Here is a 23,822-nt window from a genome sequence, read left to right as displayed (position 1 = left end):
GCCTACACTGGCGCGCCTATGCCCTTGCGTCACCTGCTGCTCGCCCTGGCCGTCGTCGCGGTCTGGGGCACCAACTTCGTGGTCATCCGCTGGGGGCTGGCCGAATTGCCGCCCTTTGCCTTCGCGGCGCTGCGGTTTGCCTTGTCCTCGCTGCCGTTCCTGCCCTTCATCGCTCGGCCGGCCACGCCCTGGCGCACGCTGGCCAGCTTCGGCCTGCTGCTGGGGGCGGGGCAGTTCGGCCTGCTGTACCTGGCCATGCGCTCGGACATCTCGCCCGGCCTGGCCTCGCTGGTCATCCAGACCCAGGTCTTCTTCACCATCGGGCTGGCGATGCTGCTGCGCGGCGAGGGGCTGCGGCCGCTGCAGGGGCTGGGCTTTGCGCTGGCTCTGGCGGGCATGGGCCTGATCGGCCTGCACGTCACGGGCGCGGCCGGGGCGGCCGGGGTCAGTGCGCTGGGCCTGATGCTGGTGTTGGGGGCCGCGCTGAGCTGGGCGGTGGCCAATCTGGTGGCCCGCTCGGCGGGCCGGGTCGATCCGATCGGCTTCATGGTCTGGTCCAGCCTGACGGCGGTGTTGCCGCTCACCGGCATCAGCCTGGCCACCGAAGGCGGGCCGACCCACCTGCTGCAGCAGCTGGGGGCCGCCAGTGCCGTGGCCTGGGCGGCGGTGGTCTGGCAGGCCGTGGGCAACACCTTGTTCGGTTATGGGGGCTGGAACTGGTTGCTGGCACGCCATCCGGCTGCTACTGTGGCCCCCACGGCGTTGCTGGTGCCGGTGTTCGGCATGCTGTCCTCCAGCGCCCTGCTGGGCGAGCCCTTGCCTCCCTGGAAACTGGGGGCGGCTGCGCTGGTGCTGGGCGGGCTGGCATTGAACCTGCTGGCGACGCGCTCCAGGGCTTGATCCACGGCCTGAGGCGGCCCAGGCCTGCCCTGTTCTGGTGTGCCGCGCCTTGAGGAGACCACCATGATGTTGCATGACCCGACCCGTACCGTGCACCGTCTGCGCACCACGCTGGACCAATGGTCCAGCGGTGTCCTGGAGCCCGACGTGGTCTGCGCTCGCTTCCGCCTGGCTGCACTCGAATGGAACGGCCTGCCCGAGCGCTACGAAAGCGTGCTCGAACGTCTGCTGCAGCCGCTGGACACCGCGGCCATGCTGGGTGATGAAGGCTGCGGCTTCAGCCGCCCCGACCTGGCCCTGGCCCTGGAACAGTGGCTGGAGCACGCGGAGCGCCTGCCCCGCCACTGACCGCCTTCAGGACAGGCTCAGCCGCAGCCGCTCGGCCCAGCGACGGGTCAGCGGCGTGGCGGGCTTGGCCATCAGCCGCTCGTTGAGCAGCGCCCGGCCCACTGGCGCGTGGGGCGCCTGTGCCGCGGCGGCCATCAGGCTTTGGTCGATCAGGTCGCGCTGCACATGGCTGCCGCCCAGCCGGCGGGCCAGTGGCCGCACTGCCTGCAGTGTGGCCACGGCCTGTTCGGCCTCGCCGCGGGCCAGGGCCAGCAGGCCGCGCATCACCGGCAGACCCACCTCGCGCGCCACCGCGTGGTTGCTGCGGCGCGCCTCTTCGGGCTGCATGGCCCGGGCGGCGCAACGGGCCAGCCAGTTCTCGGCCTGCACCAGCTCGCCGGCGCCCAGAAAAGCCAGCATCAGGTGCACGTCGTTGAAGGCCCAGTGGCCGGCCTCGCTCAGGTCGGGCGGGGCTTCCCGCAGCAGCTCGACAAAGCGGGCGCCCACATCCTCGCCCAGCAGGTGCATGCGCCACAGCAGGCCCGCCGCATCCAGCCGCTGGGACTGCGTGGGCGTGGCCGCCCCGGACAGGTGGGCGTCCATCAGCCGGTGCACGCCCGGCAGGTCCAAGGCCTCCAGGCGGAACAGGGCCATGTGCCACCACAGGTGGGCGGCAAAGGCGTTGTCCTCGGCCCAGCGCGGCTGATGCTGGCGCAGCCAGGCTGTGCCGTCCTCGAAGCGGCCCTGCATGTCCAGCGCATGGGCCACCGCGTGCACCGCCCAGGGCGCGCAGGGGCTGGCCCCCACCGCGCGCCGGCCCACATCCTCGGCCTGCGGGTAGAGGTTGTTCTCCTCCAGCCCGAAGGCATACAGGCCCAGCACCTGCGGGAACAGCGGGTCGCCTTCGTCCCATTCGGGCAGGCTGCGCGCCGGGCGCAGGCGCAGGCTGGCCGTGTCGCCCAGGCACAGGTCCCAGTGGTGGGCCCACAGCAGGGCCAGGGCGTCGCGCGGGTGTTCCAGCAGCAGTTCGTCCCACAGCCGGCAGGCCTGCTGCCAGCGGCCCTCGGCGGCGGCGCGCAGCGCGGTCAGGTGGGCCTGCTCGCGCTCGGGGGCCTGGGTGCACAGCGGCGTGGCGGCTTCGAGCAGGGCCAACGCGCGGGGCAGGTGGGCGGCTTCGTTCTGGCACAGCCAGTGGCCAGCCTGCATCAACAGGGGCAGGCCCCAGGCCGGGTCGGCGGCCTGGGCGGCTTCCAGGTCCGGCAGCGGCGAGCCCTGGTAGGCCATCATCCGCGCCAGCGCGGACTCGGCATGGTCGGCCGCCACGCGCGAGGCCGTGCCCATGCGCTGGTTGCGCACATCCCGCAGGCAGGGGGACGGGGCAGGCGGCGAACTCACGGCAGGACCTCCATGCGACGCATGACACAACCCGGGCGGCCGCACCGTGCGATGCGGCAACCTGGGCCAACGAAAGCGTCAACTGTAAGGCAAGCCGTACCGGCGGCCTGGCCGGCCGCGGAGGTCAGCGGGGAGGGCGCCGGCGTAGCAGCAACAGCAAGGCCAGCAAGCCCACACCGCCCATGGCCAGCAAGTCCAGACCCTGAAGGCTGGTGGCGCCTTCTGGACCCTCGGCTGCCGTCGCGGCAGCGGAATGCCCCAGTACCAACAAACCCGCCCACAAACTTGTCGTGCGTTTCATGTCAGCCCCCTGAAGACAGCACCAGATGGGATGTTTGTCCCCCGTTTTGGTGCGCTGCACAATCGTCTGATTGACGATGCTCGGTCGTCGCAATGACAGCAGCAAGAAGCAGGCCGGATCCGGTCGGGCACATCAGCGCTGGCCCAGCCACCAGCGCACGTTGCAGCTGGCGCTCTTGGCGTCATACGGGAAGCTCAACCCCCCCACGGTGGAGGACACCGAGCGGTGCTCCCGCATCACCGCGCAGCCCAGGTCGATGCGCCGGGTCGGGCTGTAGGTGAAGCCCAGGCTCAAGGCCCGCACGTCATCGGTACCCTGCGTGCCATCGGCGCCGGTCGAACGGCTGTCGAGCTGGCGGTGGGTCAGGCTGGCGCGGGCGTCGAAGCGCCACAGCGCCGAGGCGGCCCACTGGGCGCCGACGCTGGCGCTGGTGGTCAGCTTGGCGTCGTTGGACTGCTGGGTGCTGGTCGTTCCGGTGCCACCGCCGGTGGCGGTGTCGGTGCCGCTGCTGGATTGGAAGTGGCTGCTGCCGGTGTCGTTGTCGCGTTGCAGCCGGGTCTCGAAGTTCAGCTTGCCCGTGGGGCGCCAGCGCCAGGTCAGACTGCCGCCCCAGACATTCGCCGCGCGCTGGGAGCTCACGCTGTGATCCTCTCGGCCCCAGGCCACGCGGCCTTCCAGCGTGCTGGCGCCGCTGGGTTGCCAGTTCAGGCCCAGCTCCAGATCGTTGCGGGTGTAGTGGTCGCGCAGGTCGGTGCCCAGGTGGGGGTACTCGCCCACGGTGCGCCGCAGCAGCAGGCGGGTGTTCAGGTCCGGGCTGGGGGCAAAGCGCAGGCCCCCTTCCAGGGCCGCCTGGCGCTGGTCCCAGTCGTCGAAGCTGGCCAGCGAGAGATCCCGGTCGTAGCCGTTCAGGGCCAGCAGGAAGGTCCAGTCCGTGACCACGCCCTTGCGCACCCGCAGCCAGGCCCGCCGTGCGCGTTCCAGGTTGCGCTGCGGGGTGGCCACGTTCTGGTCCCAGCGGTAGAGCTGCTGGTTGGCGCTGGCCCCCAGCTCGCCCTGCCACAGGTCGGGGGCGCTCCAGGCGAGCTCGCTGCCCAGGTCGTAGGCCACGTGGTTCCATTCGTCGTGGTCCACATAGCGTTCCAGACTTCCCTCCAGACGGGTGTGCCACTGCTGGCGGCCCAGCGGCTGGGCCAGGGTCAGCCGCAGGCCGGTGCTGGACAGGGTGTCCGCCGTCGCATTGGCGTTGGTGCTGCGGAACACGTTGCTGTCATGGGTCACCTCTTCCGAGACGGCCAGGCCCCAGGGCGTGGCCGCCGTGGCCGACAGATGCAGCCCCAGCACCGCGGCCAGACAGCCGCCCCACTGCGGTATGCGCTTGCCACCCACCATGCTCAGTACGCTCCGCGGTCGAAGAACATCTGCTTGGCCGTGCGGGCGATGATGAGCAGATCCAGGCTCAGCGACCAGTTGCGCAGGTACTCCAGGTCGAACTCCACGCGCCGCGCCATCTTGTCCAGGGTGTCGGTCTCGCCGCGCAGGCCGTTGATCTGGGCCCAGCCGGTGATGCCCGGCTTCACCTTGTGGCGCGCCATGTAGGCCTTCACCAGGGCGCGGTATTGGTCGTTGTGGGCCACTGCGTGCGGGCGCGGCCCCACGATGCTCATGCGCCCCTGCAGCACGTTGACGAACTGCGGCAGCTCGTCCAGCGAGGTGCGGCGGATGAAGGCGCCAAACGGCGTGATGCGCGCATCGCCCCGCGTGGCCTGCTTCACCACCGCGCCGTTGTCCTGTGTGGTCATCGAGCGGAACTTGTAGACCTCGATGATCTCGCCATCCAGCCCGGTGCGCCGCTGGCGGAAGATGACCGGGCCGGGCGAGCTCAGCTTGACCCCGATTGCCACCGCCAGCATCACGGGCGAGATCAGAACCAGGATCAGGGAGGCCAGCACCACGTCGCTGACCCGTTTGACCAGACCGTTCACACCGGTGAAAGGCGTCACCGTCAGGCCCACCACCGGCACGCCGCCCATGTCCTCCAACCGACCCTGGATGATGGACACGCCGAAGATGTCCGGCACGAAATGCAGCGAGGCGGTCGTGTTCTGCAGCGACTCCATCAGCGCCAGGATGCGTGGCTGCGAGGTCAGCGGCAGTGTGATGTAGACGTCCTTCACGCTGTGCAGGTCGATGAAGCCCGGCAGCTGAGCCAGCGTGCCGGTCAGGTGCTCGTCTTCCGGCAGGTTGGAACGGTCCTCCGAGCGGTCGTCGAAGTAGCCCATGAAGTCATGCCCGCGCTGGCGCAGCGAACGCAGCACCCCGGCCACCCGCACGCCCATGCTGTTGGCCCCCACCACCACGGCGGGCCGGCGCATGTCGGCCTGGCGCAGTCGGTGCAGCAGGATGCGGGTGCCATAGCGCACGCAGCCCCACTGCACCAACGGCGTCAGCAGCACCCAGGCGATCAGCATCGGGTGGCTGAACTGGTGGAAGCCGCGCGAGAGGTAACCCACCAGCACCAGCACCAGCACCACCCCGGCCCAGGACAGCACGATCTCGATCACCACGCCCACGCCCGTGCGGCCGAAGCGGTTGATGCCCGGGAACATCAGCACCATCGTCAGGATGAGCAGCGCCACCGAGGCACCGCCGAACCCCTGGCCAAAGGCGTCGTGCAAGGCCACCAGCATGACGCCGGCCACCGTCGGCTCCAGGAACGCCGCCACCAGCGCGGGCACCGAAGGTGGCGCATTCAGGAACTGCTTGTGGGCCTTACGCTCCTCAAACATGGTGCCTCCCGGGGGAACCGTATCAACATCCATGCCACGGGCTGTGACACGTTGTTGTTGCTCATCCTTCATTCGTCCGCGAACTCCAGGCCGAACACCCGGGCCCGTCGGTTGATGGCGGCGCGCCGTCCGGCATCGCCTTTTTCAAACAGTTGCACCGCCCAGGCCTGCTGCGCCGGCGTGGCCTGGGCCCAGTCCAGCAGCGTCAGGTCCAGCAGGGCGCTTTGCACGCCGGGTTCATTGGGCCCCAGGCGCAGGGCCTGCTGCCAGGCGGCCAGGTAGGCCGGGCGGTCGCCCAGGCCGTAGTACACCGTGGCCAGGCTGGACCACACGATGGGCCAGGCCGGGCGCAGGGCGGCCGCCTGGAGGTAGGCCGCGCGGGCCTGCTGCAACAAGGCGGGCACGCGCTGTGCCGCGTCCGGCTGCTGCTGGGTGAAACTGGCCTGGGCCTGCGCGGTGAACAGGTCGCCCAGCTGTTCGTGCAGCGCGGGGTTGTCGGGCGTCCAGCGCAGCGCGTCCTCCAGGTCCGTCTGGGCGTTGGCCATGGCCTGCGCATCCGGCGCCAGGGTGTGGGCCGCCCATTGCTGCACCGCGCTGCGGGCCCGGGCCGAGCCCACGTCCGCCAGGAAGGTGCGCCCGGCTTGCCAGCCCACCCACAGCACCGCCACGGCCACCAGGGCGCCCGCCAGCGCCACCCGCCAGCGGGCCGGCTCCACCAGCAGCAGGGGCAGCGGTGCCGATGTGGCCTCCACGCGCGCCGCGACAGGGGTGGGCGGTGTCCTCGTGGCCGCAGGGGAGGGGTCCGTTCCGGCCGTCCAGGCGCTGCGAAAGCGCCGGTTCGCGGTGCTGTCCAGGTCAGGCATGGGCCAGCCCCCCCACCAACGCGGCCGTGGCTTCCTGATCGGCGGCTGGCCAGCCGCACAAGCGAGCCGGGCCCGCTACCGTCAGCTCGCGGGCGAAGTCCTCACCGGCCTGTTCCATCAGCCAGCGGCGGGCGTCCGCCATGCGCGGCACCCGCCCGCGCAGGTTGTGTGCGTCCGAGGCCACGGCGTGCACCCAGCCCTGTTCCAGCAGCGCTTCGGCCGCGGCCTGGGCCTTGGCGCCAAACTGCCCCACCAATGAGCCCGCGGTGACCTGCACCCTGCAGCCCGTCTCCAGGAAGGGGCGCAGCCGTTCGGGCTGGGCCATCACGCCCCGGTTGCGTTCCGGGTGGGCGAGCACCGGCGTGATGCCTTCGCGCTGCAGCGCGTGCACAAAGGCCAGCGCGCCCAGCGGCACCTGGTCATCGGGCATTTCCAGCAGCATGGTGCGCAGGCCCGGGCGGTCGCCCAGCCAGGGCAGCTCGTTCAGCGACAACAGGTCCAGCACCTCGGGGGTCAGGCGCACCTCGCCGGCGCAGCGCAGCTGCAGCGGCACACCGCGCGCGGCCAGCAAGGCGGCAAAGCCCGCCCGGGCGGCCTGCACACCGCTGCGGCGGTTGTCGAAGCGGCCCGGGAACACATGCGGCGTGGCCACCACATGGGTGATGCCATCGGCCACCAGCGCCTGGGCCAGGGCCAGGGCGTCGGCCGGTGTGGCGGGGCCGTCGTCCAGCCCGGGCAGCAGGTGGCAGTGGATGTCGATCATGGCAGCACGCGCGGCTCCGTCGCCGCCTCAGGAGGGCTGTTGCGGTAGCCCATCTTGGGCTGGGGCTTGCCTGGGGTGCCCGCCTTCGTGCCGTAGCCGCCATAGCCACCGTAGCCGTAGCTGTCGGCACCGTACTGGCCGTGGTAGCGCTGGGCCTTGCCGAAGTCCAGGTGGTTCACCACCACGCCCAGCATGCTGGCGCCGGCCCGCTGCAAGCGGGCGATGCTCTTGCGCACCAGCGGCGCCGGGGTGGACAAGGCCTTCACCACCAGGATGGTGCTGGTGGCCAGTGGCGCCAGCACCAGGGCTTCCGACACCAGCTCCACCGGCGGGGAATCCAGCACGACGATCTCAAACTGCTCGCCCAGCTCCTTGAGTACATCCTTGAAGCGCTGCGACAGCAGCAGCTCCAGCGGGTTGGGGGGAATGTCCCCCACCGGCAGCACCAGCAGCGGGCTACCCTCCACGGTGTGCAGGCATTCCTGCAGCGTGGCGGTGCCCGCCACCAGGTTGGACAAGCCCTTGCAGCCGGCCGGCAGGTTCAGGCGTGGGCCCACCTGCGGGCGGCGCATGTCCACATCCACCAGCAGCGTGCGCTTGGCCGCGGCGTGGGCCAGTGCCAGGTTGATGGCGAGGGTCGTCTTGCCTTCGCCCGGCACGGTGGAGGTCACCAGCAGCGACTTGTGTGGCAGGTCGATGTGGCTCAGCAGCACCCCGGTGCGCGCGGTGCGGATGGCCTCGGCATGGTGCGAATCCGGTTGGTCCAGGAACAGGCGGGCGGTGTGGTCGTGGTCCAGCTTGTCCAGCACCGGCAGTGCGGTCAGCAGCGGCAGGCGAAGCCGGGTCTCGGCGTCTTCGCCCCCCTTCACTGTGTTGTCCAGCTTGTCCAGCAGCATGGACACCAGCGCGCCGCCCAGCAGGGCCAGCACAAAGGCCACGCTGACCATCTGGGCCTTCTTCGGCTTCACGGGCACATCCGACACCACGGCCGGGTCCACGATGCGCCCCACCGAGGCCTGCACGTCACCCGCCAGGTCGGTTTCCTTGGCGCGGCTCATGAACATGTCGTAGAGCTGGCGGTTGGTGTCCACATCCCGCTGCAGGGAGGCCAGTTGGAACTCCTCGCGGTTCACCGTCTGCACATTGCTGCGCACATTGCCCAGTGCGCGGTCCAGGCTCTGTTCGGTGGCCAGCGCGGCCTGGTATTCGCGCACCAGTGCCTTGGCGGCGGCGCTGCTCTGCTGCTGCAGCGTGGTGTTGGCGGTGTCCAGCTGGGCTTGGGCCTGCAGCACCTTCTGGTTGCGTGGTCCCAGGGTTTCCTGCAACTGGGCCAGCGCGCGCTGGGCGTCATTCACCTGGCGCTGCGCTTCGGATACCGCCGCGTCGCGCATCACCCAGGGCACGCCGACGTAGTTGCCGTTGGTCACGGCACGCACCTGGTCATAGGCGGCCTGCAGGCTCAGGCGGTGCGCCTTGGTGCTCACCAGCGCGGTGGTGGTGTCACCAGCCTGCTGGCTCGCCAGGGTCTGGGCCGAGCCCTCCAGGCTCACGATGCCCTTGCTCTCGCGGTAATCCTGCAAGGCCTGTTCCGACTTGGCCAGGTTGGCCTGCAGGTCGCCCAGCCGCTCCTGCAGGAAGATGCTGGCCTGTTGCGACACGGCGAACTTGGATTCGCGGTCGGCATCGATGTAGGCATGCGCCAGTTCATTGGCCACCCGGGGGGCCAGGCGCGGGTCGGTGCTGTCAAAGCTCACCTTCACCAACTGGCTCAGGCGCACCGGCTCCACCGTCAGCGCGGCCATGAAGCTGTCCATCACGGCGTTGGTCAGGGTGGCGTCGGTCCACTCGGGCTCGGCCTTGCCCAGGCCCAGGCTGCGCTTGAGGCGGGTGCTCCAGCCATCGCCGTTTTTGCGGGGGTCGAACTCCGGGTGCTCCCACAGCTTGAGGCGCTGGATGGTGCGCACCGCCACATCGCGCGATTTCAGGATCTCGACCTGGGTCTGGAAGTACTCGCGCTGCTGTTGGCCGCCCGAGGCCTCGTACACATCCTGGATGGACAGGATCTTGCCCTTGCCCGGCTCGATCAGCACCGTGCTGGTGCTGCGGTACACCGGGGTGAGTGCCAGCGCCACCGCGGCCACGACCACCGCCGCGGCAGCCGCCAAGCCCAGGATGGGCCACTTGCGCTTGCTGATGCTGCGCCACAGCTCCAGCAGCTCCACCTTCTGCTCGTCCGACACCGAAAAGCCCAGCGGCTGGAACGGCAGCGGTTCCAGCACGGCGGGGCCGGGCGTGGGCGGGTGAGCGGGCAGTCGCGGGTCAGCAGGCATGGGTAAAGCTCAAGGAGAGGCGGTGCGCGAACGCCCGGAGGGCGTGCACACCGCAAACGGGAGGGCCAGCAGCACCGTCATGGTCAGTGCGTTGGCGGGGATCTGCAGGTTGAAGTCCACCAGGCTGTGGAAACCCAGGCTGCACAAGGCGGTGAGCGTGGCCACGGCCACGCCGCGGTTCAGCCGCGGCTGGCCCGGCCCCAGCAGGCGCCAGGCACGCCAGCCTGCGGCCAGGCCCACCGTCAGCCACAGCACCAGGCCCAGCAAGCCCACCTCGGTGGCCTGCTGCACGTAGTCGTTGTGGGTGTAGTCAAAGTGGTAGGGAATGACGTCTTCCGTCTTGAAGGGCGGAAAGGCCGCCTCGAACGCACCGCCACCATGGCCCGTCCAGGGGGAAACGGCCACCAGCCCCAGGGCGGCCCGGGGGGCGCGCAGCCTCTGTTCCAGCGTTTCCTGCCGGGCCACGCGGGCCGAGACGGGCTCGTTGGCGAACGGGTCCACAGTGGTGGCCTGGCTCTGGTTCAGTTCCGTGCCTTGCAGGCGGTTCACCACTTTCTCCAGCCCCACCCACTGGCCGATCACCAGCACATCCACCAGCACCATGCTGCCCACCAGCCACAGCGCCGGTTGGCGCAGCACGGGCGAGCGCCAGGCCACGATGCCGCCCACCACCAGCAGCGTGATGAAGAAGGCCCCGTTGCCCATGCGCGAATGGGTCATGACCAGCGCGATCACCAGCACCACCAGCAGCAGCCGCACCAGCATCTTGGTGGACAGCACAAACTGCAACAAACCTTGCACTCTGGCCTGCCAGCGCGGCCGCTGGCTGCCGGTGCTGCCCGCCATCTGGCTCACCATCAGACCCAGGCCCGCCGCCAGGCACAGCTCCATGTAGCCGGCCAAGTGGTCCGCATTGGGAAAGGTGCCAGAGGCGCGGCCCGTCATCTGCCCCAGCGGGGTGAAGAACAACTGGATGGAGCCGCCTTGGTGCCCTTGCTGCGCACCGATGACGAGCACCGCCACGAAGGCCTGCAGCACGCCCACCGCCAGCAGCAGCCCCAGCAGCGTGCGCACGCGCTGCTCGGTGCTGGCCAGGCTCACCACCGCGGTGAATGCCGCCGTGTAGGCCAGGGTGCGCAGCAGATAGGCCTGGGTGGCAAAGGCGTCCGCCGTGGCCAGGGGGCCGGTGTCGATCAGCCATTGGGCCGCGGCCAGCACGCCCAGCCCCAGCAGCGCCGCCAGTGGCCAGCGGGCGCGTTGCAGGCGGTGGGTCAGGGGGGCCCAGCCCAGCGTGGGCAGGCCCAGCACGGTCAGGCTCAGCAGCAAGGCCATCAGGGCCAAGGCCCAGGGGCGGTTGCTGCCCAGCGGCCAGGGTGCCCAGGCCAGCGTGACCAACAGCACGGCCCAAGGCAAGCGGCTGGCCGGGCCTGCAGCCGCCCTCACGTCGGTCCGTTCATCGTGGGAGCGCAGCTGCATGGGCCTGAGGGGAATTGGGTGGATGCGGCGAAACCATACAAAGCCGACAAACCGACCCTACAAACCCGCAGGCAAAGACAACCCCTGCCGGTGCGTTGGCACCGGCAAAGGGCTTGCGTGTGAGAAGGTCAGTCCGCGCGCCGCAGGCGCGTCAGGCAGGCTGTCAGGACAGGCTGGGACCGCCGTGGTGGTTCTTCCACCAGATGGCCAGCAGCAGCTTCTGCAGGGGCGTCAGGCGGTCGCCGCCAGTGGGCGGCTCGTGGCGCGGTTCACGGGTATCGGTGCCCGTGGGGGGCGCGACCGAAGGGGTGGTGGCCGAGATGGCCGTGACCTTCTTGACGGTGACCGCAGCGTGCGCGGACGACACGGCACACAGTGCAACCAGCAGCAAGCTGGCGGCGGGCAGTTGGTTCAGCTTCATGGCTTAGCTCCCTAGCTTCGGCGGATAGAACCGCCAGTTCACTGCAAAGGTTTACTGCAATCTAGCACGGGGTTTCCACGGAGCTGGTGACCGGCTGTGACGCCGTCATCAGTCCTTACCACGTCCCGCACCGTCTTGTGGCAAGGCTTCCAAAAAAAACCTTTTGCCCGTGGTCCAGTTGCGAGAAATATGCCACATTTTGCTGCAACGCAACACCACCACATGCGTGGGGGTGGGGCCGCATCGCCTGGGTGTGGGTTCTGCTTGGAACGGGCACGCGGCGCGGTCTCAACAGGGGAGCCAGTCAGGGTGAAGATTCTTCTCTACGGCATCAACTTCGCGCCCGAGCCCACGGGCATCGGCAAGTACACGGGCGAGATGGCCAGTTGGCTGGCGGCCCACGGCCACCAGGTGCGCGTGGTGACAGCGCCGCCCTACTACCCCGCCTGGGCGGTGGGGGCGGGCTACAGCGCCAGGGCCTACCGCCGTGAAGAGTGGGAGGGCGCCCGGGTGTGGCGCTGCCCGCTGTGGGTGCCGCGTCGCCCCGGGGGCCTGGCGCGGGTGCTGCACCTCATCAGCTTTGCCATCACGTCCCTGCCCGTGGTGGTGCGCCAGGCCTTCTGGCGCCCTGACGTGGTGTGGGTGTGCGCGCCTGCGTTCGCCTGCACGCCCGGCGCGCTGCTGGCGGCGCGGCTGAGCGGCGCCCCCGCCTGGTTGCACGTACAGGATTACGAGGTGGATGTGGCCTTCGACATGGGCCTGCTGCGCGGCAAGCTGGTGCGCCAACTGGTTACCAATGTGGAGCGCTGGCTGTTCCGGCGCTTCGATGTGGTGTCTTCCATCTCCCAGCGCATGCTGGACAAGGCCCGCGACAAGGGCGTGGCGCCGGAGCGGGTTGTCTTCTTCCCCAACTGGGTGGATGTGAACGCCATCACCCCGCTGACCCCCCCCAGCCCCTACCGGCAGGAACTGAACATCGCCCCCGGGCAGGTGGTGGCGCTGTTCAGCGGCACGCTCAGCGCCAAGCAGGGCCTGCACCTGTTGCCGGAACTGGCGCGGCGGCTGCTGGCCGCCCAAGCGCCGGTCACCCTCGTCATCTGCGGCGACGGGGTGATGAAACCCCAGCTGGAAGAAGCCACCCGCGGCCTGCCCAATGTGCGCCTGCTGCCGTTGCAGCCCAAGGCGCGCCTGGGCGAGCTGCACCTGCTGCCGCAAGACCCGGACGTGGCCGACCTGGTGATGCCCTCCAAACTGACGGCCATGCTCTCCAGTGGGCGGCCGGTGGTGAGCAACGCCCGGCCCCATTCAGAAATTGCCGAGGTGGTGAGCCAGTGCGGCCGGCTGTGTCAGCCGGGCGACGTGGCCGACATGCAGGCCCAGGTGCAGGCCCTGGCGGCAGACGCCGCCCTGCGCGCCCAACTGGGCCAGGCCGCCCGCGCCTATGCCGAACGCCACCTGGCCGCAGACAGCGTGCTGGCCCAGTTTGTGGCCGACTGCCAGCGCATCACCGGCCAAGGCGACAACGCCGCGGCCGATGCCAAGAATCTCGATCAGCAAGGAACTGCCCGACCATGAATACCGAACCCTTCCAGATGCCCAAGGACGCGACCATTCTGGTGGCCGGTGCCCGCGGCATGGTGGGCAGCGCGCTGGTGCGCCGCCTGCAGGCCGGTGGTTACACCCACATCCTGGCCCCCGGCCGCGCCGAGCTGGACCTGATGGATACCGCCGACGTGCACGCTTACCTGGCGCAACACAAACCGGCTTACATCTTCATCGCCGCGGCCAAGGTGGGGGGCATTCAGGCCAACAACACCTACCGGGCTGAGTTCCTGCACACCAACCTCACCATCCAGAACAACCTTATCCACGGCGCACACCTGGCGGGTGTGCAGCGGCTGATGTTCCTGGGCAGCAGCTGCATCTACCCCAAGCTGGCACCGCAGCCCATCAAGGAAGAGTATTTGTTGACCGGCCCGCTGGAGCCCACCAACGAGCCCTACGCCATTGCCAAGATTGCCGGCATCAAGATGTGCGAGGCCTACAACGCCCAGTATGGCCGCCAGTACATCAGCGTGATGCCCACCAACCTGTACGGGCCCAACGACAACTACGACCTCAACAACAGCCATGTGCTGCCCGCGCTGATCCGCAAGGCCCATGAGGCCAAGCTGCGCGGCGACAAACAGTATGTGGTGTGGGGTACCGGCACGCCGCGGCGGGAGTTCTTGTACGTGGACGACCTGGCCGATGCCTGCGTGTTTCTGATGGAAAAGGGCTATGACGGGCCGCTGCTGAACATCGGCACGGGCGAGGACGTGACCATCCGCGAACTGGCCGAGACGGTGATGAAGGTGGTTGGCTTCGAGGGCGAGATTGTCTTTGACAGCAGCAAGCCGGATGGAACGCCGAGGAAGCTCTTGGATGTTGGGCGCCTTAACGGGATTGGATGGCGCGCTCAGGTGAAACTGCGCGACGGGATCAAGTCGGCCTATGAATCTAGTTCACTTTAGTGAGTCGACTATAAATTAGCCAGGCGTTCCATTGGATTTAACACAGTTCGTTGATGAATCTGTTATCTCGAATGAGGCCCCAAACGGGGATGAGCGATTCTGGTCGGCATTTTCCATGGAAAAGCAGGAAACCCCCTTCCTTGGGCGAAGAATCAATGACCGAGCGGCCACACTCTTTGGTATTTCCAGAAGATTAATGCCGGGTTTAATATTAAGAGAGATCCACTTCCCGGAGAAAGGAATAAGAATTTTCCCGTTGGGCGTGTTTGCTGCCGTTATAAGAAATTGCCTTTCGCTGATATTTTCGATGGGGGGGAGAAAGCCATATATGGATATTGGCATATCAGGAGGAAGTATCCCGTTGTGAAATTTATATATTAGCGTCTTTGTTATGTTGTATATGGCTGTCCTTGGCGAAAAATTCGCAAAGTCCAATTCTTGGAGCTGTGCGCTCGCAGTGGCTGGGATATCTTTGCTAGGAGAAAAGAATGTTCCTTCTCCTATGTCATTCCAAGTGAACAATTCAATGTTGACGTTCTTGGTTGATTTAAATATCGGTTCCCACTGAACGAAAAAGTCCCTCAATCCCCCGTAGTCAAATGCACGACGCTGGGGTTGAAGTAGTCCAACATAAGCCGGAGATATAGATATAAAAATTGACTTGCTGTCTGTATTTATATTTGTGTATGCGGATAGAAGTCTACCGTATTGGACTCCATTTATCTGGTTCGGGCCGGAATAGAAAAATATTGAATCATCTCCTCTTTTCTTTAGATATTCAAGAAATGAATGCGCCTCAGATTCGTTTCTTGGGATCCCTTCTTCTGGCTTTTGTGGGGCGCCATTTCTTACATGAGGGACAAAGAAAAATTTGTCCTCGCTGCCAAATCGACTTGCGAATTCTCGCCGCCATTGGCTTCCTTTTTCTGTCTCGGCTTCGCCGCCCCACGAAAAAATGGCGGGTCGCCCATTGATATGAAGATAGCACGGGCTGCGGAAATATCTGGATAAAGCGTCAGCAGCTGCATAAGGACTTAATCCGCTCCTTGCGAGATCGAACGAGAGCGCGAGGCGGAATCCGGTTTTGCACGGAAAAGCTGCCTTGAACATTTCGTCAAGGCGTCGCTGATACAAAGATTCCTGAGGTAGCCAGCTACCGAAATTAAGGACGAAGGCGTTGACTCCAATAGATTGAGCCTCGTCTATATCTTCTCGATATCCTGATTGAGTCGCACCGTGTGGCGCGAATGGCATATGGTAATGCGCGATCACCAGTCCGTGCGGTGAGGGTGGCTGTGCTGCCATTATATGGAATGGCATTAACAGGAAAACGAGAGAAGAAATGACCTGCCTGCTGAGCTTCATGGTAAATGCCATCAAATAACCTTCCGCATCAGCGCCAAGAAGAGCTGAATCTATTTGAGAGCCGATAACCAGGACTGCAGTTCGGAGGTGTGCATTTTCTCCAATTTGGAAAATTGAGAAAGGGCCATATCCTTCAGTGTTTCTTTGCGCTGCCGCGAGGCCTCTAGATAGTTCAATGCTGATCCGATGAATTCTTCCCTTTGGGATACGAGCAGTCCTCCATTCTCGCCAATTATGTCCTCTATTCCGCCACATTTAAGGCTGATGCAGGGGACTCCATTGCTAATTGATTCTAGTATGACGAGCGGGTATGCTTCATTTACGTAGCTGCTTGGAAATATAAAGAAATCAATTTCTTGATAGAAATCGTTCTTCTTGGCTCCATAAAGAGGTCCTCTGTAAATGAGAGACTCTCCTAGAACATTCTTTGCCTTTTCTATTGCCGCACTGGCTGCGCTTGTGATAACTGGCCCCGCCAGCGTTAGCGTAACGTCCAATCCCTGTTCCTTGCATTTGACGGCCAAATCTATGCAGAGGTCTAGACCCTTTTCTATGGTTAGGTTGCTGAGGTGGCCTAGCCTGATGGAGGTTGATGCGGGTTCGGGGCCTGAATGGCTTCTCTCCTGAGATATAAAGCCAGAGTTGTTTATAGGAAATAGGTGTGCCTTCGTGGTGTAAACCCTTAAAAAGTCGGCTTGCATTTTAGGGCCCAGTAAAATAAAGGCATCTTCTTTCCCAAGAAATTTTGCCATAGCGCTCATGGCGAGGTGCTTCTTATTGATCGTGGCATATGAATGCATGTGCACACTTATCTGCCGCCCCCTTGTCTTAGCGATGGCCACTAGCGCCAATGAAATCCATACGCCTCTATTTGAGTTGAGTGATATATAAATGGGCCAGCTTCTTGTTGTTGAGATGGCTGCCGCCTTGAGGTTCCGCCAAAGCCGAATTAGCCTGGAAAGAGCTCCTCGATTGGCTGACTCGCCGACGTCAATCCTTTGGACAAGTAACCCGTGGTTGCTCAATTTCTCAGAAAGCTTATCAGTTACAAGAGATTGCCCGTGAACCGGAGGAGGGAAGGGGCCAATTAAATCAATTTGCATTTCTCGGTCCGCTGCGCTGTGTTGTTAGGCTGTGCCTGAAATATATATGTTCTCTAGGCGTCTATATACATCCATGCTCTCCGCGAGAATGGATGCATAGCGGCCGCTACTAGTCAGCTCCTCAATCAATCTCTCACGCGTCTCCTTTCTCCGTAGCTTTAATTCTAGTGCCACATCCGGAGAATAAGGTTCTGTGTCGCCGTCTATTGTTTTTCTTGATTGGCTGAGCCTGTTTAAGAGGTTGAATATCTCCCTGTTTTCGTTGCTATTATCCTCATAAGTTCTGAGATCGAGGTTGAATTTTCTATTTATATTTCTAATAACATCTGGAAAGCCATTGGTAGTCTGCTGGAAAGGGGAGAAAACTATGCTGTCTTGGGATCTGAATAGAGCGCTGTGGAAAGAAATATATTCGCGTATCGAGTCCGAGAACGCATATCTTTCCGGCTCGTGTTGAACCAGCGATGTGATTGCGTCAATTGGATTTCTAAAAACAACCAAAACAGGTATTCTGTTCTTGATGGCCCAGAGGACGTGAGCAGCTGAATGGGTGTGATGAGCGAGCTTTAAGGTATCCCTCTGGGACCATCTGATGGCTGCTTCGGCATAGGAATTGCCCGAGCGCGGAAATCCTTCAATGACGAGTTGAGTGCCTACTTCAGCCAGCCCGTCGGTTCTCCCCGCCATCCTTCTTAGTGGTATGTATAAATTTGGAGAGCAAGAGATGCCGATTCTGATGTTTCTGAAGATGGTTCGTCCGATATTCATTTTCATTTCCATTAGGGGTGGAATTGAGAATCTTCATATCTCTTGAAATTCAGCTCTGATTGACTCTTGATGCTGCCATTTCTAATCGAATTGATACGCTCGGAGAAAGTGCTGCGAAATCGCTCCCAGGTGTAACTCGTGGCCTTCTGTCTGGCTGCAGCCGACATGGCTTCTATATTGCATTCTGCATATATCTTCTCTAGCGCGGCGGCATAATCGTCTGGATCCTGTTTAGCGATCGTGACGCCATCAATCCAATTCTCAATGACATCAGGTCCGCAGGTCGCGCTTGAAACGACCGGAATGCAACCCGCTCGCATAGACTCCAAGATGACGTGTGCGAAACCTTCAATAAATGACGGGAATAGGAATACGTCGGATTCGCTATATAGCTTAACGAGTTGATCGTGGCTTATGTCCCAAAAAGTTCTTACCTGAGCATTTGGGGCCTTGATAAGAAATTCAGGGGAGCTTTCTCTGTTTCCTCTGCCGACAAATGTAATTTCAATCGGGAAGCTTATTATTTCAAGTATTTTTGGTATTAGAAGTATGCCTTTCCTATAGACAAACTGGCCGACAAAAATAACCCTCAAGGGTTGCCCCCCGTTTTCCCTTGATTTCTTCGGGGGCGAGGGTGGTCCGGAGAAAGCGCTGGAAACCCCATAGGGGATGACTGATATCGATGCGTCGCCTATTCCTGTATAAATTAGGCTGGACTTTGTGAAAGTCGATGCACATATTACGTGATCAGCTACGTGTGGTTCAGCAATCAGTTTTGACAAAACTGATTTTGAATATGAGAACTCTTTTTCTCCATTTTCTAGCGGGAATAGTCCCTGTCTGCTCCCGTTCCTAACTATCTGTTCAATGAGCCCCGGATGAGGGTGACATTGAAATAGTATTTTTTTTGTGTTGAAAGTCCGCGGATCTACGAATATTTCGTAGGCGGAGTAGTTGTATGCGACCACAAGGGCGGTTTGAGGACCTATTTCCCGTAGCGCCGCCTTTGTCATTCTGTTGACGATGAATGTGTGCGCGAACCCTTCTCCTAATATCCTTTGTAGGAATAAGGCGACTAGCTCATTTAACAGTCCGCTTCTGACGGTGATGTTTTGTTTGGCGCGTCTTGCTGCGAGCTTTTTTAGCTTGTGAAACTTGAATAGATTTGCTATGAGCTTGACAGCAGGTGTGCCATATCCGGAGGTGACGAGGGTTACCTCATATCCTGCTTCTGCTAGGGCATCTGCGACTTGGTATTCATCTCGTCTGCCCCTGTGTATGACTATTGCTTGCAACTTGTCCTCCCTCTTGAAATTCTTCTCGATTCGGTAGCGAGAAGTATCAGGTATGGAATTATTATGAATGTAATACCCTTGAATATCTGGGCGACTGACCCTCTGGAGAAGTAGTAATATCCAAAGTATATTGAAATAAATGACTGAGTAACCAGGGCTTGGCGCTTCGTGGATGAAATGTTTATTCCAACGTTGAGCAGAAAGCTAACCAGTAAGGAGAATATAATAACCCCTATCGCGATCCCGGTATATCCTCCCATTGCGAAGTACTCTGCAAAAAATGGAGGTGCCGTGCCGGATTGCATTGAAATTAAATCTCCTCCGAGCCAGTATTGGATGGATTCGAGATGGGTGTAAAGGTGCTTTTCTGGATACAGCGCCCTGGGTATGAATTGAGTCAAACTATCTAGCAGTGGAGTGAGTCCGGCAAATTTCTCCTTCGAGCCAAATATCTCTAGGGAAACGCCTAGGCCAAAAATAATATTTGTTTCTGCAAATAGGCCATAGAGAAAGAGATCAGGATCCACGCTGCTGAGGGCGTCGAAATTTACGCCGGAGAATTTTTCTCTACTTATGGTGAGTAGGCTGAAGAGTGTTACTAGCAGTAGTACTCCAATAATTGAAAGAAGTGCGCGAAGTGGACTTCTTCTGATGCCTTGCCAAAGGCTGGATAGCAACATGGGCCCAAAGAGAAGGAGTAATCTGTACCTCAAACCTACTATTACGGAGTAGATGGTGAATAGAACTAGGATGGCTATCCAGATGCGATTTAGTCTTTCTCTGGCGTACAGGAATAGGAATACTGCGACTAGCAAGTCTGAAAATTGAAGCGAAATAAGCATGACTCCGTCGGTTGCACCTGTATTTCGATCTCCAGTGCCTGCGCCTAGTACCACGTAGATCGAGCTAAAGGCACCGATGGTGGCCAAGATCCGGATTCGGAGGTTCTCTCTTTCGCTAATCGGGTAGGCATCTGCAGAAATGGGCGAATTGAAGGTGGTTCGAAAGGTGAGTGCTACTATTAAGGTGGTGCCAATAAATATCGCGCAGAAATAGTAACCAATATATCCGAGGGGGGCGTTCCAATCGACTCCAAGAAATGCGCCATCTTGATAGGTGAGCCAGTACCATGGGCCTAGAATCCCGTAGTAGACGGTTGACGCGTATAGCACAAATAGAAACATTCTCTTTCCTGTCTCGATGTTGGGAGATGTCAGGAAAAAGGCTGCAAATGCTGTCGAAAATAGGAGCGCAAAAGTATTCATTTTTCTACCAATTTGTGCCCCCACGCTTCATACGCGCTGGAGTTGTATGAGGGTGTATATCTATATTCACCTCCCGGTTTCCTTGTTTTTATGATCTTTGCGGGGTTTCCCGCTATGACCGAATTTTCGGGAAATTGGCCTTTTACTACGCTGCCAGCTCCGACCACTACGCCGCGGCTCAAAATTGTTCCGGGGAGGAGCATTGATCCTGTCGCAATCCAGCAGTAGTCGCCGATTTCGATTGGGCTTGTCTCTAGATGCCAGTCGGGTGAGTTTATATCGTGGGACCCTGTTAGTATTCTTGAATCTGAGTTTATTACTACGGACTCTCCGATTGATATTTTGGCTAATGCCTGCAGCTCCACCCTTCTTCCGACAAATGTGTGGCTCCCAATCGAAAGGTTCTCCGGCCTTCCGCGAATAACGGCTTTCTCAACCATGGCGCTGGGGGAAATGTTAGCGCCTCTATTCGATAGGATTACTATCCTTAGGTCCACGAGGATAAGTGTCGGAAGGTGATATATACGCTTCGCGTAGCACTTGAGTCTCTCCGACAGTGAGTCGAACTTTCGCCGTCTATTGCTCAATATATGATTGAGTGTCTTCATGGTATCTTGAATATTATTTTCTGCATCTGATGGCGTGCTAGAGCAATGAGAAGCACATCAAATGAGACAAGTGCCCAAGCACTATTTGATATCTGTAGCCCAAAGATTTGGCTGAGAAATGCGAATATAAAGGTGGATGTTGCGGCCAATAGAAGATACATTGGGCCGAAGGTTCGGTGATTATTGGTGGCGGTGAGTACAACCATCCCAACCTGCCAAGCAGGTGTCAGTATGGCTGAGGTTAGTGTTGCTAGCAGCAATTTTTTGTCCTGACCTATACTACTTCTTGTCCAAAATGATATTATATTTTCGGAAAAGATGTAAATGAAGAGGCCCGCAAAGAGAGATGCTAGACCAAGGGACACGGAGAGTGTCTTATATGTTTCTCTTAGTTTTCCCCACTCTCCCTGTCCTGCCATTTTTGAAATTTCAGGCCATGCGGATCTGGAAAAGATGGTGCATAGTTGAACCAATGAGCGAGCCAGTGTTCTGTATATTGAGAATAGTGCGGCTGTTGCGCTTCCGTATATGCTTCCGGCGAGCAATAGTGTGCCCTGTAGCGCTATTAGATTTCCAGCTGGGATGGCGGCAAAAGACGCGGCGTCTCGAATGAGGTGCTTTACTTCGTTGATGGATATTTTTCTGCCGGCCCACTTGAATTTTGACTTTTGAACGCATTCTCTATGCCAGATGGCGAGAGCGAGGGCGCGTCCCATCGCCATACCCATGGCTACCACTTCCATTCTTGGCGATATGTGAAGCGCCAATATCCCTGATCCCCATTCGCTTAGTCGAATTAAGTTGATCCTAAATACGGCTGAGGGATAGTTTCCTTCTGACCGCATTAGGGCTTCGTGGAGGCCTGATGTGATGGTGAGGAGACTGCAAATAATCAGGAATTGGAGAGTGATTCTTGTGCTCTGCTCGTTGGTTTGGATGGGGATCGCCCACGTCAGCAGAGAGGATATAAGGAATAGGGTGGCGACGGTGAATAGGCAGAAGCTAATGGCTGTCGAAAAAGTTTTTTGGGCTTCCTCTATTTTTCCGGAGGCGACCTGCATTGTCATGAGATTCGCTGAAACGGCAACAACGCCTCCGTCCGTGATTGATAGAATCCACGGCAATGCCGATAGCATTAGCCATTCACCGTAGTATTCGCTACTCCAACATGATAAATATATCGGTACAGATATTATCTGTATAACTATGGTGGTGGCTTGACCAAATGCGTTGGCACCGGCCCCTTTGGCAATTCGGTTGAATATTGCGGTGCTCATCTGCTGGGCTGGCTATATTTCCTTTATTCGTGGTGATCAAACGCTTGGAACCCTGCCAATTTCACCAGGCTGTCCTTGCGCGCGGCGGTGTAGTCCGCCTCCACCATTTCCTTGACCAGTTCGGCCAAGCTCGTCGTCGGCGTCCAGCCCAGCTTCTCCTTGGCCTTGCTCGGGTCGCCCAGCAGCGTCTCCACTTCGGTGGGGCGGTAGTAGCGCGGGTCCACCTTCACAACGACGTCGCCCGGCTTGCATTTGGCCTTGATCTTGCCGTTCACAGCGGTCACTGACTGGACGATGCCGATTTCCTGCTCGCCTTCGCCCTCAAAGGCCAGGGTGACGCCCAGCTCCTTGGCGGCAAAGTCCACAAACTGGCGCACGCTGTACTGCACGCCGGTGGCAATCACAAAGTCTTCCGCCTGGGCCTGTTGCAGCATCAGCCATTGCATTTCCACATAGTCGCGGGCGTGGCCCCAGTCGCGCAGCGCACTCAGGTTGCCCAGGTACAGGCAGTCCTGCAGGCCCAGGGCAATGCGGCTGATGGCGCGGGTGATCTTGCGAGTGACGAAGGTTTCGCCGCGCTGCGGGCTTTCGTGGTTGAACAGCACGCCGTTGCAGGCGTAGATGCCGTAGGCCTCGCGGTAGTTGACCGTGATCCAGTAGGCATAGAGCTTGGCCACCGCGTACGGGCTGCGCGGGTAGAAGGGCGTGGTTTCCTTCTGGGGGATCTCCTGCACCAGGCCATAGAGCTCGCTGGTGCTGGCCTGGTAGAAGCGGGTCTTCTTCGTCAGCCCCAGGATGCGGATGGCCTCCAGGATGCGCAGCGCGCCGATGCCGTCCGCATTGGCGGTGTATTCGGGCTCTTCGAACGAGACGGCCACGTGGCTTTGCGCGGCCAGGTTGTAGATCTCGTCAGGCTGCACCTTCTGGATGATGCGCACCAGGCTGGTCGAATCCGTCAGGTCGCCGTAGTGCAGGATGAACTTGCGGTCGCTGGCGTGCGGGTCCTGGTACAGGTGGTCGATGCGGTCGGTGTTGAACAGGCTGCTGCGGCGCTTGATGCCGTGCACCTCGTAGCCCTTCTTCAGCAGGAATTCGGCGAGGTAGGAGCCGTCTTGGCCGGTCACGCCGGTGATCAGGGCCACTTTGCGGGTCATGGGTGTTCCTTCCTGGGGCTTTTGTTTCAGAAGATGCTTTCGCGCACGTAGATGACGTCGCCGTCCTGCAACGGGGCCTGCATGTCGGGCTGCAGCATCTCCACCTTGCCTTGGGCGGCGCGGCGCTGCACCTGGATGCCGCGCTCGGTGCCGCGCAGCGTCAACCCGCCGCCGGCCGCCAGGCCTTGCAGCAGGGTCATGCCGCGCTCCAGCCGCAGCTGGCCGGGTTTCTGCACTTCGCCGTAGATGTAGATGACCGGGGCGCGGTCCACGTAGACGACGTCGTTGGCGGCCAGCACCAGGTCGTCGCTGGCGTCCGGGCTGCTGAAGACCTGGGGCAGGTCGATGAGCTTGCGAAACGGCTTGCCGCCGCGCTGGCCCACCACGGTGACGATGTCGCTGCCGGTGAGAGGGGTGATGCCGCCGGCCGTGGCCAGCAGGTCGCTCAGGCGGTTGACGCCGGCTTCCAGCGGGTAGCGGCCGGGTTTGGCCACCTGGCCCAGCACGTTCACCTGGTTGCCGCGCACCTGCAGCAGCACCACGGTGACCTGCGGGTCCTTCACGTACTGGCCTTTGCGCAGGCCGTCGGCGATCAGGGCTTCGGCCTCCAGCAGGGTGCGGCCGCCCAGTTGCAGGTGGCCCAGCAGTGGGTAAGAGAGAACGCCGCGGTCCGACAGCCGGGTTTCCAGCGTCAGGTCATCGCTTTGGTAGACCTGGATGCGGAGTTGGTCGCCCGGGCCCAGCTTGTATTCGACGGCCTGGCTGAGGTCCGGCGCGCCGGCGGCCTGGGCGGAGGGAAAGGGGAGCCCGCCGGCCCCCAGCAGGGCCAGGCTCAGCAGCAGAGCCGGGGGCCAGCGGCGGGAAGGCCGGGCCGGGCGGGCGGGAACGGACGTGACAGCGTTGGACATGGCA

21 protein-coding genes are annotated in these 23,822 nt (G+C 61.7%); 4 read left to right on the top strand and 17 right to left on the bottom strand.

The window, feature by feature from the left end:
* Positions 1–18: 18 nt before the first annotated feature.
* Together KGA65_RS17160 and KGA65_RS17155 are read left to right on the top strand one after the other, a co-directional pair.
* A complete protein-coding gene (locus KGA65_RS17160; RefSeq protein WP_225864341.1) occupies positions 19–900 on the top strand; it encodes an EamA family transporter in 882 nt (293 codons plus the stop codon).
* A 63-nt stretch (positions 901–963) separates the two neighbouring features.
* Positions 964–1,248 carry a hypothetical protein gene (locus tag KGA65_RS17155; protein WP_225864340.1) on the top strand — a complete coding sequence of 95 codons (285 nt, stop codon included), beginning with the start codon at positions 964–966 and terminating at the stop codon, positions 1,246–1,248.
* A 6-nt stretch (positions 1,249–1,254) separates the two neighbouring features.
* Here the strand turns inward: KGA65_RS17155 and KGA65_RS17150 are convergent, their stop codons facing one another.
* The 8 genes from KGA65_RS17150 to KGA65_RS17115 all read right to left on the bottom strand — a co-directional run bounded on the left by KGA65_RS17150 (position 1,255) and on the right by KGA65_RS17115 (position 11,562).
* On the bottom strand, positions 1,255–2,622 hold the full coding sequence (locus tag KGA65_RS17150) for a tetratricopeptide repeat protein (RefSeq protein WP_225864339.1): 1,368 nt from the start codon (positions 2,620–2,622) through the stop codon (positions 1,255–1,257).
* A gap of 433 nt (positions 2,623–3,055) precedes the next feature.
* Complete coding sequence (locus KGA65_RS17145; protein ID WP_225864338.1) at positions 3,056–4,312, bottom strand: porin family protein; 1,257 nt, start codon at positions 4,310–4,312, stop codon at positions 3,056–3,058.
* 2 nt (positions 4,313–4,314) lie between these two features.
* Entirely contained in the window at positions 4,315–5,709 is a 1,395-nt protein-coding gene (locus tag KGA65_RS17140; RefSeq protein ID WP_225864337.1) for an undecaprenyl-phosphate glucose phosphotransferase, read from the bottom strand.
* 68 nt (positions 5,710–5,777) lie between these two features.
* Positions 5,778–6,572 carry a hypothetical protein gene (locus KGA65_RS21105; protein WP_310740986.1) on the bottom strand — a complete coding sequence of 265 codons (795 nt, stop codon included), beginning with the start codon at positions 6,570–6,572 and terminating at the stop codon, positions 5,778–5,780.
* Positions 6,565–7,335, bottom strand: a complete 771-nt coding sequence (locus tag KGA65_RS17130) for a tyrosine-protein phosphatase (protein ID WP_225864336.1) — start codon at positions 7,333–7,335, stop codon at positions 6,565–6,567. The genes KGA65_RS21105 and KGA65_RS17130 overlap by 8 nt, the downstream gene beginning before the upstream one ends.
* Positions 7,332–9,665: a GumC family protein gene (locus KGA65_RS17125; RefSeq protein ID WP_225864335.1), complete on the bottom strand. Its 2,334-nt coding sequence runs from the start codon at positions 9,663–9,665 to the stop codon at positions 7,332–7,334. Before KGA65_RS17125 ends, KGA65_RS17130 begins: the two co-directional genes overlap by 4 nt.
* A gap of 9 nt (positions 9,666–9,674) precedes the next feature.
* Positions 9,675–11,141 (bottom strand): O-antigen ligase family protein, encoded by a 1,467-nt coding sequence (locus KGA65_RS17120; RefSeq protein WP_225864334.1) that lies wholly within the window; start codon positions 11,139–11,141, stop codon positions 9,675–9,677.
* A 163-nt stretch (positions 11,142–11,304) separates the two neighbouring features.
* Entirely contained in the window at positions 11,305–11,562 is a 258-nt protein-coding gene (locus tag KGA65_RS17115) for a hypothetical protein (RefSeq protein ID WP_225864333.1), read from the bottom strand.
* Positions 11,563–11,871: 309 nt separating this feature from the next.
* On the opposite strand from KGA65_RS17115, the gene KGA65_RS17110 reads away from it, so the two are divergent.
* Together KGA65_RS17110 and KGA65_RS17105 are read left to right on the top strand one after the other, a co-directional pair.
* Positions 11,872–13,137 (top strand): glycosyltransferase WbuB, encoded by a 1,266-nt coding sequence (locus KGA65_RS17110; protein WP_225864332.1) that lies wholly within the window; start codon positions 11,872–11,874, stop codon positions 13,135–13,137.
* Positions 13,134–14,075: a GDP-L-fucose synthase family protein gene (locus KGA65_RS17105; protein ID WP_375142651.1), complete on the top strand. Its 942-nt coding sequence runs from the start codon at positions 13,134–13,136 to the stop codon at positions 14,073–14,075. The genes KGA65_RS17110 and KGA65_RS17105 overlap by 4 nt, the downstream gene beginning before the upstream one ends.
* Before the next feature lie 15 nt (positions 14,076–14,090).
* Here KGA65_RS17105 and KGA65_RS17100 read toward each other — a convergent pair whose 3' ends face one another.
* From KGA65_RS17100 to epsE, 9 genes are all read right to left on the bottom strand, one after another.
* Positions 14,091–15,452 (bottom strand): endo-1,3-alpha-glucanase family glycosylhydrolase, encoded by a 1,362-nt coding sequence (locus KGA65_RS17100; protein ID WP_225864331.1) that lies wholly within the window; start codon positions 15,450–15,452, stop codon positions 14,091–14,093.
* Between the two features lie 38 nt (positions 15,453–15,490).
* Positions 15,491–16,240, bottom strand: coding sequence for a glycosyltransferase family 4 protein (locus KGA65_RS17095; protein ID WP_225864330.1), 750 nt, complete (start codon positions 16,238–16,240; stop codon positions 15,491–15,493).
* Between the two features lie 327 nt (positions 16,241–16,567).
* Positions 16,568–17,311, bottom strand: a complete 744-nt coding sequence (locus KGA65_RS17090) for a hypothetical protein (RefSeq protein ID WP_225864329.1) — start codon at positions 17,309–17,311, stop codon at positions 16,568–16,570.
* 11 nt (positions 17,312–17,322) lie between these two features.
* Positions 17,323–18,606 carry a glycosyltransferase family 4 protein gene (locus tag KGA65_RS17085; RefSeq protein WP_225864328.1) on the bottom strand — a complete coding sequence of 428 codons (1,284 nt, stop codon included), beginning with the start codon at positions 18,604–18,606 and terminating at the stop codon, positions 17,323–17,325.
* The gene (locus tag KGA65_RS17080; RefSeq protein ID WP_225864327.1) at positions 18,594–19,871 is read right to left on the bottom strand and encodes a hypothetical protein; all 1,278 of its coding nucleotides are present in this window, start codon (positions 19,869–19,871) and stop codon (positions 18,594–18,596) included. The genes KGA65_RS17085 and KGA65_RS17080 overlap by 13 nt, the downstream gene beginning before the upstream one ends.
* Positions 19,868–20,311 (bottom strand): LbetaH domain-containing protein, encoded by a 444-nt coding sequence (locus KGA65_RS17075; RefSeq protein ID WP_225864326.1) that lies wholly within the window; start codon positions 20,309–20,311, stop codon positions 19,868–19,870. The genes KGA65_RS17080 and KGA65_RS17075 overlap by 4 nt, the downstream gene beginning before the upstream one ends.
* Before the next feature lie 164 nt (positions 20,312–20,475).
* Positions 20,476–21,756 (bottom strand): lipopolysaccharide biosynthesis protein, encoded by a 1,281-nt coding sequence (locus KGA65_RS17070; RefSeq protein WP_225864325.1) that lies wholly within the window; start codon positions 21,754–21,756, stop codon positions 20,476–20,478.
* A 23-nt stretch (positions 21,757–21,779) separates the two neighbouring features.
* Positions 21,780–22,910 carry a GDP-mannose 4,6-dehydratase gene (gene gmd, locus KGA65_RS17065; RefSeq protein WP_225864324.1) on the bottom strand — a complete coding sequence of 377 codons (1,131 nt, stop codon included), beginning with the start codon at positions 22,908–22,910 and terminating at the stop codon, positions 21,780–21,782.
* A gap of 26 nt (positions 22,911–22,936) precedes the next feature.
* Entirely contained in the window at positions 22,937–23,818 is an 882-nt protein-coding gene (gene epsE / locus KGA65_RS17060) for a polysaccharide export protein EpsE (RefSeq protein WP_310740985.1), read from the bottom strand.
* Positions 23,819–23,822 lie beyond the last annotated feature (4 nt).

This window comes from Ideonella benzenivorans (genome assembly GCF_020387415.1).
GTDB classification, from domain to species: Bacteria; Pseudomonadota; Gammaproteobacteria; order Burkholderiales; family Burkholderiaceae_C; genus Ideonella; species Ideonella benzenivorans.
Note: the sequence above shows the minus strand (reverse complement) of the source record. Positions and strands in the feature narration are given on the sequence as shown.